General features: G+C 45.3%; 18 protein-coding genes. 12 read left to right on the top strand and 6 right to left on the bottom strand.

The window, feature by feature from the left end; all coding sequences use genetic code 11:
* Positions 1–262: 262 nt before the first annotated feature.
* Positions 263–778 (bottom strand): bifunctional 3-hydroxydecanoyl-ACP dehydratase/trans-2-decenoyl-ACP isomerase, encoded by a 516-nt coding sequence (fabA, locus tag C9I92_RS00095; RefSeq protein WP_047886715.1) that lies wholly within the window; start codon positions 776–778, stop codon positions 263–265.
* A 68-nt stretch (positions 779–846) separates the two neighbouring features.
* Positions 847–2,535 carry an AAA family ATPase gene (locus C9I92_RS00090; protein ID WP_047886716.1) on the bottom strand — a complete coding sequence of 563 codons (1,689 nt, stop codon included), beginning with the start codon at positions 2,533–2,535 and terminating at the stop codon, positions 847–849.
* Between the two features lie 218 nt (positions 2,536–2,753).
* Here C9I92_RS00090 and matP point away from each other — a divergent pair, with 218 nt between their 5' ends.
* The 3 genes from matP (at position 2,754) to C9I92_RS00075 (ending at position 4,180) form a co-directional block, all read left to right on the top strand.
* Positions 2,754–3,206, top strand: coding sequence for a macrodomain Ter protein MatP (gene matP / locus C9I92_RS00085; protein ID WP_047886717.1), 453 nt, complete (start codon positions 2,754–2,756; stop codon positions 3,204–3,206).
* 112 nt (positions 3,207–3,318) lie between these two features.
* Positions 3,319–3,627, top strand: coding sequence for a DUF3634 family protein (locus tag C9I92_RS00080; protein ID WP_047886718.1), 309 nt, complete (start codon positions 3,319–3,321; stop codon positions 3,625–3,627).
* Positions 3,628–3,778: 151 nt separating this feature from the next.
* Positions 3,779–4,180 carry a PPC domain-containing DNA-binding protein gene (locus C9I92_RS00075; protein WP_047886741.1) on the top strand — a complete coding sequence of 134 codons (402 nt, stop codon included), beginning with the start codon at positions 3,779–3,781 and terminating at the stop codon, positions 4,178–4,180.
* A gap of 258 nt (positions 4,181–4,438) precedes the next feature.
* Here the strand turns inward: C9I92_RS00075 and C9I92_RS00070 are convergent, their stop codons facing one another.
* The gene (locus tag C9I92_RS00070; RefSeq protein WP_047886719.1) at positions 4,439–4,708 is read right to left on the bottom strand and encodes a hypothetical protein; all 270 of its coding nucleotides are present in this window, start codon (positions 4,706–4,708) and stop codon (positions 4,439–4,441) included.
* A 274-nt stretch (positions 4,709–4,982) separates the two neighbouring features.
* On the opposite strand from C9I92_RS00070, the gene C9I92_RS00065 reads away from it, so the two are divergent.
* Positions 4,983–5,720 carry a PilZ domain-containing protein gene (locus tag C9I92_RS00065; protein ID WP_146149647.1) on the top strand — a complete coding sequence of 246 codons (738 nt, stop codon included), beginning with the start codon at positions 4,983–4,985 and terminating at the stop codon, positions 5,718–5,720.
* Positions 5,721–5,752: 32 nt separating this feature from the next.
* Here the strand turns inward: C9I92_RS00065 and C9I92_RS00060 are convergent, their stop codons facing one another.
* Positions 5,753–6,142, bottom strand: coding sequence for a response regulator (locus C9I92_RS00060; protein WP_047886720.1), 390 nt, complete (start codon positions 6,140–6,142; stop codon positions 5,753–5,755).
* A 240-nt stretch (positions 6,143–6,382) separates the two neighbouring features.
* Positions 6,383–7,174 carry a hypothetical protein gene (locus C9I92_RS00055; protein WP_146149646.1) on the bottom strand — a complete coding sequence of 264 codons (792 nt, stop codon included), beginning with the start codon at positions 7,172–7,174 and terminating at the stop codon, positions 6,383–6,385.
* Between the two features lie 347 nt (positions 7,175–7,521).
* On the opposite strand from C9I92_RS00055, the gene C9I92_RS00050 reads away from it, so the two are divergent.
* Positions 7,522–7,917 carry an ACT domain-containing protein gene (locus tag C9I92_RS00050; protein ID WP_047886743.1) on the top strand — a complete coding sequence of 132 codons (396 nt, stop codon included), beginning with the start codon at positions 7,522–7,524 and terminating at the stop codon, positions 7,915–7,917.
* A gap of 1,294 nt (positions 7,918–9,211) precedes the next feature.
* A complete protein-coding gene (locus C9I92_RS00040; RefSeq protein WP_047886723.1) occupies positions 9,212–9,394 on the top strand; it encodes a hypothetical protein in 183 nt (60 codons plus the stop codon).
* Between the two features lie 762 nt (positions 9,395–10,156).
* Here the strand turns inward: C9I92_RS00040 and C9I92_RS00030 are convergent.
* Entirely contained in the window at positions 10,157–10,420 is a 264-nt protein-coding gene (locus tag C9I92_RS00030; RefSeq protein ID WP_047886725.1) for a helix-turn-helix domain-containing protein, read from the bottom strand.
* 148 nt (positions 10,421–10,568) lie between these two features.
* Between C9I92_RS00030 and C9I92_RS00025 the strand changes: the two genes are divergently transcribed.
* Genes C9I92_RS00025 through C9I92_RS00005 form a run of 6 tightly spaced genes read left to right on the top strand, consistent with a single transcriptional unit; the run spans position 10,569 to position 13,664 of the window.
* Complete coding sequence (locus C9I92_RS00025; protein ID WP_047886726.1) at positions 10,569–10,748, top strand: hypothetical protein; 180 nt, start codon at positions 10,569–10,571, stop codon at positions 10,746–10,748.
* Positions 10,745–10,975: a DUF3850 domain-containing protein gene (locus C9I92_RS00020; protein ID WP_047886727.1), complete on the top strand. Its 231-nt coding sequence runs from the start codon at positions 10,745–10,747 to the stop codon at positions 10,973–10,975. Before C9I92_RS00025 ends, C9I92_RS00020 begins: the two co-directional genes overlap by 4 nt.
* The gene (locus C9I92_RS00015) at positions 10,972–11,259 is read left to right on the top strand and encodes a hypothetical protein (RefSeq protein WP_047886728.1); all 288 of its coding nucleotides are present in this window, start codon (positions 10,972–10,974) and stop codon (positions 11,257–11,259) included. Before C9I92_RS00020 ends, C9I92_RS00015 begins: the two co-directional genes overlap by 4 nt.
* A complete protein-coding gene (locus C9I92_RS25305) occupies positions 11,259–11,414 on the top strand; it encodes a hypothetical protein (RefSeq protein ID WP_157038328.1) in 156 nt (51 codons plus the stop codon). Before C9I92_RS00015 ends, C9I92_RS25305 begins: the two co-directional genes overlap by 1 nt.
* Complete coding sequence (locus tag C9I92_RS00010) at positions 11,411–11,638, top strand: hypothetical protein (RefSeq protein WP_047886729.1); 228 nt, start codon at positions 11,411–11,413, stop codon at positions 11,636–11,638. Before C9I92_RS25305 ends, C9I92_RS00010 begins: the two co-directional genes overlap by 4 nt.
* A complete protein-coding gene (locus C9I92_RS00005) occupies positions 11,625–13,664 on the top strand; it encodes a hypothetical protein (protein ID WP_047886730.1) in 2,040 nt (679 codons plus the stop codon). The genes C9I92_RS00010 and C9I92_RS00005 overlap by 14 nt, the downstream gene beginning before the upstream one ends.
* Positions 13,665–13,713 lie beyond the last annotated feature (49 nt).

Here is a 13,713-nt window from a genome sequence, read left to right as displayed (position 1 = left end):
TCATCCAATCATTCAGTAGTATTTGAAGAAGAGGTGTGCACTTGGGTGACGCTGTCACATATGGACTGTTTTTGCCGACTGTATTTTATGGTCTGTATGTTATTGATAGGTTGGGCGTGATTGCCATTTTTCCTGCTTTGTTAACCCATTGGCTAGCAGAGTCGGTAGTATTACATGTGACGATGTCACTTTTTTCGAGAGCAGAGATCAAAAAAGGCCGCCCTGGGCGACCTTTCTTTATTATTCGTAAGCGTAATCTTGATTAGAATGATGACGTGTCTTTGAACAGACCGACTTTCAGATCTTTCGCTACGTAGATTTCTTTGCCGTCAACCAGCACGCGACCATCAGCCACACCCATAATCAGCTTACGATTGATAACACGCTTTAGCTGAATTTCGTAGGTGACTTTTTTCGCTTCCGGCAGGATCTGGCCAGTAAATTTCACTTCACCCACACCCAGCGCACGGCCTTTGCCTTCGCCGCCAGCCCAGCCCAGGAAAAAGCCAACCAGCTGCCACATAGCATCCAGACCCAGACAGCCTGGCATTACCGGGTCACCTTTAAAGTGGCAATCAAAGAACCACAGGTCAGGACGAATATCTAGCTCTGCTTGGATGAAGCCTTTACCGTGCTCACCACCTTCGTCAGTGATAGTAAGAATACGGTCAATCATCAACATATTGTCAGATGGCAGTGAAGGGAATTCAGGACCGTAAAGCTCACCTTTACCACAGGCAACAAGTTCGTCGTAGTTATAAGATTGTTGGCGTTTCATCAGACTTTTAAGCTCCTTAAAAAGTATGCTGGCAATTTAGCTTACACATGTACGCCATACAACTCGGATCAGTTCTGGACAAACCAGTTTTTGATACGCGATAACCAATTGACTTCATTATCGTGATCGCCGTTATGGAAGTGATCAATCCGGACCGCAATTCGGGCCAGAAGGGTGTCGGCTTCCATATCGTCACTGCGGAACACTTTACCGGTTAATAATGGCAGAGCATCATCAACACTTTCGACAGCCCACAGATGGAACTGACCCGCTTTTACGGCTTCAAGTACATCGTCATTTAAGCATAGGTTAGTCAAATTAGTTTTCGGTAAAATGACACCTTGGGTACCGGTCAGGCCACGATAGGCACACACTTTAAAGAAACCTTCGATCTTTTCGTTTAAACCACCTACAGCCTGCACCCGGCCGAACTGATCGACCGCACCCGTCACGGCAATTTGCTGATTAATAGGTTGCATAGCCAAAGCTGAGACTAAAGAGCACAATTCAGCCAGCGATGCGCTGTCTCCGTCCACTTCAGAGTATGACTGCTCGAAAACAATGGACGCGGAGTATGGCAGCGGCTGGTCCAAATCCAGTGCTGTGCTGACAAAAGCCTGCATAATCATCATACCTTTGGCATGGATGTTACCGCCAAGCTCTGCTTTACGCTCAACATCGGAAATATCCCCGTCACCGAAATGGACAACACAGGAAATTCGTGCCGGCTCGCCATACGCACGGGGATGACCCGGCACTTCAACCACAGTCAAGCCATTGACCTGGCCGATTTCTTGGCCTTGGCAGTCAATCAATACCTGACCGTGATGAATATCTTCGATAGCGCGTTCCGGCAGGTAGGATTCACGATACTCACGGGCCTTCAGTGAGGCTTTTATATGCTCTGCCGTAATCGGCGCACCCTGAGACTCAATGCTGGCTTCACTCAGCAAACTGAGATGCCAGATAGGACATAGAGGAAGACGCTCCTGATCTTCGGCATAGCGGGCGCCAGTTTTCATTACGGCTTCCAGAGCTTGCTGGTCAGCCAAGTCCGGTAGAGATGCATTGGTGATGATGGCTTTCAGGTAAGCCATATATTGTGGCAGATTATCTTCGCTAAGCAGCAGGTCCTGCTCAAATTCACCGTACATGCTAAATCCGGAAGAGATATCCGGTTCCGCATTTTCAAGCTCAGCCATGAGGTAACGATCGCCAATAAGAACCAGCTTAATATTGAGTGATTCTGCTGGTGGCAGTGGGTAGAGCCTCTTATTCGTTGATGGCTGCCATTCCAGTTGGCCATTCATTAGTATGCTTTTCAGTCGTGGCCACAAGCCGGGGTTTGATAAAATCGCCCCAATCGATAGTACCAGATAGCCATTATGAGCTTGATGTACTAAACCATGCTTAACCTGATGTTTGGCCATCGTATTGCCATCTTCAGGCGGGTAGACCGCGCCAAACAAGTTTAGCTCAGTAACATTTTCACCCGCTACAATCACTGGTGGTTCGTCGCGTTGAGGTGCCGTTAAATTAATCAGCTCAATGACATAATCGCGATATACTTTGTTATCGGGTGCAGTAATGCAAAGCACTCGAGGTTGTAGCTCAATAGCAGTAAACCGGCGTACAGCATCCTTCAGGCGATCTTGCAGCGTTCCTGTTACAGCGGGGGAGAGATCGTCATACTGCGCTAAAATAGCGTGGTACGGGGAATAATCTGGGCTCATCGTACGCCAGGTTTCTTCATGCATAGGCTTTGTGCTTTTCTATCGTTAGTGTGAAAAAGACAGCAGTATAATGGAATCAATAGCCGCATAATAGCGGTGACGTGATGTTATTTAGCTGTTTTGCAGGTCAGGCGAGACTGGCTTAAAAACAAATGCTTAAAACCGAAAAGAATTGTGCTTTTAATACACTGAGGTTACACTGTCACTCTTAAGTGTAGACATATTGAGATATTCTGACGACTATGAAATATCAGCAGCTTGAAAATCTGGAAGCCGGTTGGAAATGGAAGTATCTGGTTAAGAAGTGGAAGGAAGGCGAAGCCATTACCAGCTATATCGATACCAGTGAAGCAGAGGCTGCCATCAATGAACTTTTTGCTATCGAGCATGAACCGACTCGAGTGCTGAAGTGGATTGATAAGCATATGTCACCGGAGCTAGACAACAAGTTGAAGCAAGCGATCCGTGCCAAGCGTAAGCGACATTTTAATGCTGAGCAGGTTCATACGCGGAAGAAATCTATCGACCTGGACTACCGGGTATGGGAAAAACTGGCGGAAAAATCCCGTGAGTTAGACTGTACTTTGTCAGATGCTATCGAATACTTGTTAAGTGAGTCCAGTAAAACTGAGATGGCAAGTCGTCAGGTGCATGACCTGAAACAGGATCTGCACGAGTTGCTGAATCTCGACTGATTTGAGATTACTTTGCGTTCATACCATTAGATGGTGTTCTTACCTGAAGAATTGTTGGTTAACCCAGAATACGATGTACTGAACGCGTCCGTGTTTTTATAGGGAGTGCACTATGGAATATGTCATCGTTCTGGCTATTGTCGTTTTTATTCTGGTGTTTAAAGACCGCCCGGTTATGGTGATGGAGTTTGAAGACGGTAAGCTCACCAAACAGAAAGGCACAATTCCGGCTGGTTTTCTGAATGGGTGTAAAGATATCGCTCATAAGCAGCCATTCAGCGGGAAAATCAAAGTCTACAAGAACCGTTTCACCACAAAGCTGGTTTTTTCGAAAACCGTACCCGCGAAAGTTAAACAACGCGTTCATAACGTATTTCCATACTCTGGCGGTAGCAAAAAACGTTCAGGTAAACGCGCATAGCGCAATCTACTCATATTTCTACGTGATTATGTCTGAGCGTCTTTGGTTCTAGGGCGTTACAATGGGTGAGTTATCAAGGCTTCTTCGGAAGCCTTTTTCATCGATTAAATTTGTGAGTGCATTGGCTGACTTTCAGGGAGGTCACTTTCATATGTTAATTCCGCATGCTTTCAGGCTAACCCAAGGTGCTGATTTACGTAATGCCATTTTAGAGTATGTTCAGGAAACGGGGATTCAAGCCGGGTCTTTACTGAGTGGTGTCGGTTGCTTATCTGCCGCGACGATTAGGTTAGCGAATGAGGCAGATTCATTACTTTTAGACGGGCCTCTGGAAATATTGACACTGTCCGGCACATTAACCCCCGAGCATGTTCACCTACATATATCCGTCGCTGACAAGCAAGGTAAGATGTATGGAGGCCACTTGCTGGAAGGAACGCTAGTTTCGTTTACGGCAGAAATTTGTCTTGCCGAGTATCGTAACCTGAGCTTCAGTCGTGAGCTGGACAATCAAACTGGGTTCACGGAGCTGGTCGTTAAAGCTATCAAATAAGCGTCTGGGTGACATCGTTCGGGTGAAGCTTTGAAGTTTCACCCGAGTATATTGACGGTCTACAAAATCATTTACTGGTTTCTTTTCATATGGGTATCACTGCCAGGGTAAAACAGAGGCTGTAAATGACCTCTAGAAAGCAAGAGCTGTAAAACCTGCAAATTCTGCAAAAGGTTATGGGAATGCTTTGGAGTGTTCATTGTATATGACGAAAACAAATGATGAATGGTCTAATCAGGGTAACTCATCGTCAAATATTTAGTCTTGGGTTTTGCCGGGTGCTGTATTCACGGCATCAACCAGTGCAGCTTGGCTTACGAGATATTGTTGTATTTTGTTCTGCAGAGCAGAGAGCCTTTCTTCGGCAAGAAGCCGCTGTTTTCGTTCTTCCTCCAAGGTCTTTCCTAACTCGACGGCTAAATAGCCACCTTTGATTAAGGCTTTTGTCGTGACATTGCTTTCTGTTAAAGATTTTAGCTCTTCAATCATATAAGCATGTTTTTCAATGTTTCTAATTGTAATTGCCATAAGTTATTGTATTGCTTTTGTTTGATAGCATTGTCATTTATATTTTTATCTTATTCAACTAAAAGATAGCTTTATATGAGGGTTGGTAAAAATCGATGAAATACAGAATGCAATCAAATTACCTCGTCGGTGATATCACAAGCTACAGCGGGAAAGGAGTCAACGATGTTTAATTGATGTCTTTTTGCTCAGAAATAAAAGTAAGCAGATTGTAAATAGGGAACCGCTAATATTAAAATCGGTGAATACGGAGAGTAAAAACATAGGGCTTAGCATGAATCAACAAGCGGAAATGTTGAAACAAAAAATTCTGGCCAATAGAGCGCGAGAGGAAGACGCACCAGGCCTGAAAAGTGTAAAAATGATTCGTCATGGCTCTGATGTTATGGTGAGCGTTAAAACTCCGTTAGGGCATTTGTACCGGACTGAAACCACGTTCATCGGGTCGGATGGTCTTGACCGGATTTATCTGGCGCCTCCAAAAATATCGAAAATCGAGTGCGAAGAATTCTTTCAACAGGGATACTGGATAACTATTAAAGCGATCTCGGAGCATGGGGAAGGTGCTCAGATCACTCTTAAAACACGTATTAAGCATCTCGTGACAGACCCTGTTCGTTTAGTCGTAGTGGATATTCCTGTCTCGGCCACACTGACGCAATTGCGTCAGGAGCCACGTTATGAAGTGAATCTAACAGGGATAATTCAACTAGGGAGCAGAAAGCTGACTGTTGAGCTTAAAGATATATCAAGCAGTGGTTGCTGTTTTTTGACAGAGCTTCATGGCCCGCAATTTTCGCCAGGAATGCCGCTTAGCATTCGGGTGGTTCATCCGTCGAGCGGGGAACCGTATCGTTTGTCTGGAGTGACAAAGAACATTGTGAAGTCTGGTAATGCAAATCAATGTGGCGTGTTGTTTGATGTGAATGGAGGGGAAAATGCCAAATCTTTACTATCCAAACTTATCTTTGATGGTTCTAAGCTGTCATTTAAGAAGCTGACTACACAGTGAAAAAGAGTGAACATAAAATAGATAAGAGTAGTTTAGCCCAGTAAATAAACCTGCCGAGACTGGCGAAGCTTTTCAATACACCTTTTTACTTTTTGCAGAGAAATCGGCTTCACCAGATAATCACTTGGATTGTACTTTATCACTTGTTTGACGACGTCCATTTCACTATCAGTACTGACTATTACTACGGGAATCTGTAGCTGGTGGGAGTGAATAAATTCAAGCACCTCAATACCATCCAATGGCTTGGAGAGGTTTAAATCTAAAAAAATGCAGTCGAATTCAAACCGATTAAGCTGACTACATGCTTGCTGCGCAGTAGTGGCGTAAAGCAACTTTTCTATCTTTGTCGACTTACGTAACAATTGCGCCAGAATATGCGTCATCATCTTATTGTCTTCAATAATCAGAAAGCGGCTCATGCAGAATCCCTTAAACAACTAACAACCGTTTTCTAATCATAAGCTATCTGGAGGAGGATTATTAACCAAATGCTCAAATTTGAGCAGAAGAAATGTGACCCAAACCCACTCACAAATATCTAATGCACTATAACTTGGGTTTATCTATAACCACCACTTAATCATGAAATCATCAGTAAAGGCTAATCCATCGAAGATAAGAGATTTATTAGCAGATAAATGAAAGGGCATGACTGTTTTTTATAAATTTCTTGGCCTTTTGTTAGGCTTTGACCGTAACAGGGTAGTGACGTGGTAACAATTAATTTTTTGAATAAGAATGTACATCACTATAAAAAGAAATAGTACCCATGAAGGAGGCTCTGGAACATTAGACACCTTGTGGGATGGGGTAGATTGCGCTGTGATTATTGGTTCGTTTAATGGTAATACTGCCGTGCTGCTCTCGTTACCACTCGGAGCTGGTTTATTATAGTTAGCCTCGTTACTACTGGAACTGGTATTTGTATTATTATTTTGAGCCTCGTTTTGGTCAGGGTCCTCTTGCATTTGCTGTGGTGAAGCAGTGCTGCCTCCCACGCCACTCAATGTCATATTACCTGAGTTCACCGAGCTGGATTGCGCTGGAGATACTGAAAGTGAGGGGGCTGCTGCTGCAAGATTATTACCTATTGAAGCAGAGTAGCGGATTCCGGTGGAAGTGTGGCTTTGATGATTAAACATATTTCCTACCTGATTGGACATCTGTGGTAGAAAGTCGGAGACAGTAAAAGGAAACATAAACTGTATGACAGGTAATTGAATTAAAGGAGTACCACTGCTGGTGGCTGTATCGAACAAAAAACCAGGTAAGGGAAGTAAAGAAGCGCTATTTGATTCACCAAATAGCAATTGTTCATTTCTGACTTCATTCTGCTGTAAGGTGGCATACAGATCTGAGAGTTGAGTAAACTCTTCACGCTGACTTTCAATAAAAGAACTATTGGAAACATGTTTAAACACATTGTTATTCGACAGTTGAGACGCATCCATTATGTTCTCATTTAATTGGTCGTGACTACCTGGCACTGTCATATCCGATAGCACCATTGGAATGAGTATTAGTAGAAGCATTAGAGACTTACTGATCTTATGTCTCATCCTTATATACCGTAATCCTTTTCTAGCCATATAGCTCTTAAAGCAATATTTTGGCCAGAAATATTATCCTTTTAAAACAGATGCTTATGTTTTTTTGAGGTTCGCAAATTGCGAATTATAAATTTCAACATATCACCTAATGCACTATAACTTTTGTTTTAAGAAAAAAATAAACTTCTTTGAAAAACGTGAATAGTGTTTTAGCTTATACAAAGTCTTGCAAAAAGAGAGGGATGTCAATGTCTGGAATTCTAGAGCTAGAATCGTTACTCAAGTCTTTATCACCGGAACTCCAACCTCAAGAATATGTTTTTTGTTCAGTTCCAAACACTTTGTCCGAAATGTTGGCATTACAACCCATTGCGACATTCTTGGAAAAAGAGGGGTTAACTATCATCCTTCCTAAAAATGTGGCTGAAGATAAAGATCTTTTCTTCTCTAGTACATACAAAATGATCACTTTAACCGTTCACTCAAGCCTGGATGCCGTAGGGCTTACCGCGAGTGTTGCATCAAAACTAAGTGAACGGGGTATCAGTGCAAATGTCATTGCCGCGTATTACCACGATCATATTTTTGTTCCAAGCCAGAGAGCAGAAGAAGCGATGGAAGCATTGGCAGAGTTTACAAATTAGTTTTTGCTTAGACGTTTCTCTGAAGCAAGTAATCATTCCTTCATGTTTACCGAGCCATAATAGTAGTGTCATCGAACGTTATATGGTGTAAGAAATGACGTATTCTGTATATTTTGTAAGTGATAAGCCACAAAGAAACACTAAAATTCATGAAGTACATAGAAATGATTGCCTACATCTACCTTCTCCGGAAAGCATAACTTGTGTCGGCTATTTTGATTCAAGTCATGTGGCCAGCGAACATGCAAGAAAAATTTATCAAAACGCAGCACTCTGTGAGCACTGTTGTTCCAATACCCATGAAACACAGCCCGTTTAATCACTGTCAATTAAGGAGATAGGTTGGTCCTTCAAGAAGAGGTCAGCATCATAGGATATATGCTCCGTAATTTTTTAAAATGTCACGGTGTCACAAATGCTAAATCAAGTGCTGATAAGTGATTAGGATAGGTGAGGGTCAGAGTCAGTGTTAAGCAAAGCAACATTAATTGCATTGTCATTAAATTTTATAAGGTTTACAATGCTGGTTTAGAAACAAAAATAAAATTATAAACGTTATACATGAGTAGGAAGTCTCGCTTACCATTGGAAGATCTGTCAAAACTGGACGACTACCTAGAGTCGACAAATATTTTTATCTCTTCTGCCATACAAACTTCTCTTGAAAGAGCTTTTATCAACGTACCTAGCGAGAATAAAATCGATTCATGTGCTTTCCTGAAAATGTCCACCAAGTCACAATTTATGTGGTTGCAGTCTGTATCAAGCGGTAAAGAAGACGAACTAAGACAATTTATACTCAGGAAGTTTTATCAACTACTGAACTGAACTCCGTGATTCATATCACAACGACCAAAGCCCGTAAACCTCTCGGTTAAGCGGGCTTTTTTGTACCTGGCATTTTTTACATAACTAATCGCTGATGTTTGATAAGTGCCTTTTGGAAAACAGAGAATGCTACAAGATTGGACCAAAAGAGTTTAGCTAAAAGCAAAGCGGTTGCATTACCCACTAGATATTTATCAGCACGCCACCTCACAAATCTGAATTTCCACGGAGCCTTGGATGAAGAGTTTTCCTCAAACAGCTTACGGGATAAAGCATACAATCCAATAGTGACACTGTCACCCTTTGACTATATTCCTCGCGAAACACGAAAAATCATGGCAGCTAGTCTTATAACCGGCACAGCGAGTTAGTCCAGGTCACTATCGGTGAAAAATGCGCGCAAATTGGCGGCCTGATTCCGACCATTGCGGCGGCACTCATCGCGGCCTGTTTGACACGGTTTTGTATGCGAGAGCTCATCAAGCTGTTTGCTGAGTTGGGGGTGACACCTCCAACTCTCATCATGTGTTATCTGCTGTTCCGCGCCGTCAAAGCCCATGAATCGGTGTTGGGCGAATTAAAGGAAATGCTGCAATTGCATGAGAAGCGGATCATGAAATTAGAGTGGGAGTCAGGAGACAAAAAATAAATAGAAGCACTAATTGAACTTCAACTCACGTTCCCCATAAAATATGCCACCATCTCGTTAGAAGATGGATTATCTTTGTAGGCAATGTCAAATAAAAAGCGAGGGAACGCCAAATGCCTTTTTGCTTTTTGTTCGTATGGTGGGTCGGTATAGCAACAGTCATTGTTAGCTGGGAGTATCAAAAAGGAATACCGGATACCTTCAGCATCGCATTGATTTTCATTATCAAATTCGCTGGGTTTATCTATTTTTTCTCACTTATTCCAGCGCTGTTTCTATTGCTCGATTTCCACAAAAAACAAAAGTAAAAAACAGGCCCCGGTAAGGGGCCTTTATTAACAGCTAAAGTGAAGTTCATGGCTTGGACTGTATCAACTGTTAATTAAATCGAGATATCATGTTATTTACAATTTTAAAAATAGCACGCTTTCTCATTTTTGCTTATTAGCCATTATGGTGGTGATGCTCGGCTCGCACGTTTAGCTTGGGCTTTCCTGACTTCCTTTTTCTTTTCCTTTGTCACAGTTTGCTGCTGGGGCTGTGTCATGCGGCGACCACCACGAAACGGCTGTGGCGTAACCACGTTAGAGCGTACCGGCACACCGCTTTAGGAATGATATTCATCAAACTACGAGTGCGCACCACAAGAAAAACCTTAAATAACGGTGTTTTAGCCCTTGGTATGGCTGGGATTCTGGCGTTTAACAATCCGAAGCTTCAGTGCGCATTATGTATAGTATGGCCGATATGAAAACGCCCCGGTTAAGCGGGGCGTCCTTCGCATAGAGCGTTGATAAGTCTTGTATTTTCGTACTTGTCTTCGAGCAGACCATAGACAACTTTTTGATCGTCCATTCCAAGCAAATCGGCGATCTTAAAAGCCACATCCCAGTCCATCGAATTTAACTCATTTCGCCATTTGCTTAGGCGAGAACGACTTACACCTATTTTTTGAGCAAGTTTGTAGTCTGACTCCAGACTATACTTGTCTTTCACCATATCCAATAGTTCATTTGTGTAAGTCATACCGAGCCCGTTGAATCCCTTTGATTTGTTAAATTCTAGGCGATCAAAATGATCAAAACCATAGTTGAAGCGATGTTGACGTCGAAACGATGTTGACAGATGCTATTCCCCGCACAAAACACACACTTGCTTGTATGGGGATACAGACATGGACAGACTGCAACATCTCGCCAAACTGAAAGAGCAATTCAAACAACTGCGCGTAACGACCGTTAAGCCGAAGAACACAAACAAGCAACTGCCGAAAGGCTGTGCTGACTTCCGTTACAGCCGCACCTTCCAGATTCAAGCCCGCCGCGCCGTACTGGCAAAAGGGGGTGTTGCATGAAACTGCATGACCTGAAAATCAAAACCGAATACCTAACAGCCATTCTGGATGGCGATAAAACGTTTGAGATTCGAAAGAATGACCGTGATTTCAAGGTGGGTGATCGTGTCCGTTTAAATGATGGAAAACGCTACCTGGTGATTCGAATCAAATACATCACCGATTTTGCCCAGCAAGGCGGCTATGTCGTTTTCTCTTTCGATTGGATTTCAGGAGGTGCGCTATGAGCACCTTAACTCAGTTCCCCAAGCGAGTGACCAAAGCCCCTTCGGGGGCGGCGGTTTCTTTCATGCCGCTGCATGAGGTTTCTATTCCGCTGGATAAATCTGTCACCGCTGAATACATGGCAAATCACGCCCGCCAGGAGTTTTTCCGTTCACTGAGCATTGCCAAGGACATGCGCCGCAAAGGTGATCATGAAGGGGCGGCGTTCTTTCTATCGGATGCTGCCGAGTTTCGCCGTATCTTTGCCGCGTTTCGTCAGGCTGTCACTGTGATGGGTGGCCTGTAATGAACATGAACCTTTACCAACTTCTGAAAAATGATATTCGCGCCAGCATCCAACTGGCGCGCAGTTACCGTCTGGCCGGTGAACGTCGCCTAGCGGCTCAATTTCTTAATGATGCAGCGGAAAGCCGCCGTGAACTGTTAGAGGTAACGCAATGATCGTCACATCAGCACCCTGCGCCGCATTCGGTAAGGTCGTATGGCCTGGGAATATCCTTCAAGTATTCGTTGCCCCCCAAGGGGCAGATATTGAAAACGTTGAGGGGTTTGAGCTTATCACTCAGGAACAAGCACATGACTTAGTTACAAATCATGGAGCGCACCTCGTCATGCTTCCTGGCAGCTTTTGCTTTTTGCAAGGTATTGTCGATGCTCTCAAATAACGATCTCTTATTCGTGGCGGGTGCCGTTCAACCCGCTGACCGAACCAAAAAGAATTTAGCCAGCTATGAAGCTGGTTTTTTAGGTTCCAAAAACCAGAAAAGCAACCATTTGCATAACCTCAATGAGCTGAATGTGTTCTTTGCTCGCGAGCAGGTTAAGCACGCGGCGTCACAACCGAAGATTGACGCCGAACACCTCCGCGAAGCGGCGGCACGCAGTGCCGAAAACAATAGGCTTGTCCAAGGGCGCAAAAGTCCGACACACCCACAACAGGCCAGTTTAAACCGCCTGATGGCGCAGCAGCGCAAGCTAGAAACGCGTGATGACGAATTGGGAAGCTCTGAGGCTTACTACAACCATGACACGCTGTATGGGCTGACTGAGGCCGGAAACCGTGCCCGCGTTCTGCCGCCAAAAGGCAAATCCAAGGTGGCCGAGCCAACTATCACGCCAAACGTGGTTCGCCTGATGAAACGCGACTGGTCAGGACAGCGCAAAATCCAGTATTACACCCAGACGCCGAGCAGTGCCGCGCCGGATGCGCAGCAAGGCGAGCGTTTCACCGAGAAACTGACCAAGCGCGCCGTCAGTAAAATCTTTGAGGCGGGTGCCTACGTGGCGACCTGTCACGGCGGGTTCTGCACCTTCCTGACCCTGACATTCAGCCAGGCCGAGCGCGCCCGCATTTTCTCCAGCATGGTCGAGGCCGATGACGTAAACGGCGACCATACACCGGTTTTGATTACCCGCAACATGGCCGAGTGTGTCCCGCACATTGCCGGTGCCTATTGCTACATCGACACCACCGCCGACGACCCGGCAGCGACCGTCGATATTCTGGATGATGGCACGGTTAAAGTGATGAATGCCGACGGCATGATTGCCGGAGCCTACACACCGACGTTCCTGAAACCGGAAAAGCTGTTCACCATCACCAAAACCGCCGAAACCACCATCGGCAAAGAGGTGTCCCGTTTCCTTGATGGTGCAAAGAAAATGTACCAGCGCGGCTGGGTAGCCAACCACACACAGGAAATCGACGCCGAATCCGGTGCCAAATATTCCAAGCTGACCGAAAAGCGCATACCTGGCCACAGCAAGCCGAGTGAGTTTGGTCCCACTCGTGAAGCCGCCGATTTCCACTACATCTGGGTGGCGGAGTGTCCGGCCAATGACGACGGCGAGCCAAACCCGCATGTTCACGTTTTGCTGAACTGGGCGGTACCACAAAACTTGTTTCCAGCCTGGGCGCTGCGCCTCGAAAATCTGTGGGGCAAAGGGTTCGCGCACCTGGAGCGCATCAAAAAACCGATGGCTGCCGGCAGTTACATCATCAAGGCCGTGGGCTATGCCGCCAAAGGCGAAAACGCCGACCAGGGGCTGATTCGTGGCAACCGTTACAACATCGCCCGATGCAGCCGCGCTCCGGCGTGGGAATGTATCGCCAGTTTTCAGGCCGACAACATGGCCGCAATTATCAAAGAGTGTGGCTACCGGTTAGAGCAATGGCGCAAGCCCATTAACCGCCGCCTCAAGCGACTGGAAAAACAGCTAGACCAAACCATTAAGGCGAAAGCCATAGCGAAACAAGCCAAACAGGACGAACAGGCCATCAACAAGCTGACCGCCCGTATTATCCGGCTTGAGAACCAAATGCGGGCAACCCGCAAGGCGATAAAAAGCCGTGAGGTGCACGCCAGTACCAAAAACGTATTTTGCATGGCATTTGACGGCGAGCAGGCCGAGCAAAAAGCCTTTGATTTTCTGCTGTGGGCTGCCGGTGCGAGGGGCTGGGGCATGACCCTGGTTGACGACGAAACCGAGTTAGCCGACAGCGTCACCGAAGCCAGAGCCGTCGCCCAATCGGAATACGCAGGCCAATACCTGCGCCACTTAGACCGAAGGGCGTACTGGCAAAGCGTGTTTAGAGACCCACTTGCTCCACCAAGGGAACCGACTGACCGCGAGATTGCCAGCGCAATGGCAGCCCGCGAGCACTACGAACAATGGCAATTAGCAGCGTAAAAGGAAAGGCAATGGACAAACTGAACCAAATTACTGAACAACTACAGGG

This window comes from Photobacterium ganghwense (assembly GCF_003025595.1).
GTDB classification, from domain to species: domain Bacteria; phylum Pseudomonadota; class Gammaproteobacteria; order Enterobacterales; family Vibrionaceae; genus Photobacterium; species Photobacterium ganghwense.
The sequence above is the reverse complement of the archived record's forward strand: the minus strand, read 5'-3'. Positions and strand labels throughout refer to the sequence as shown.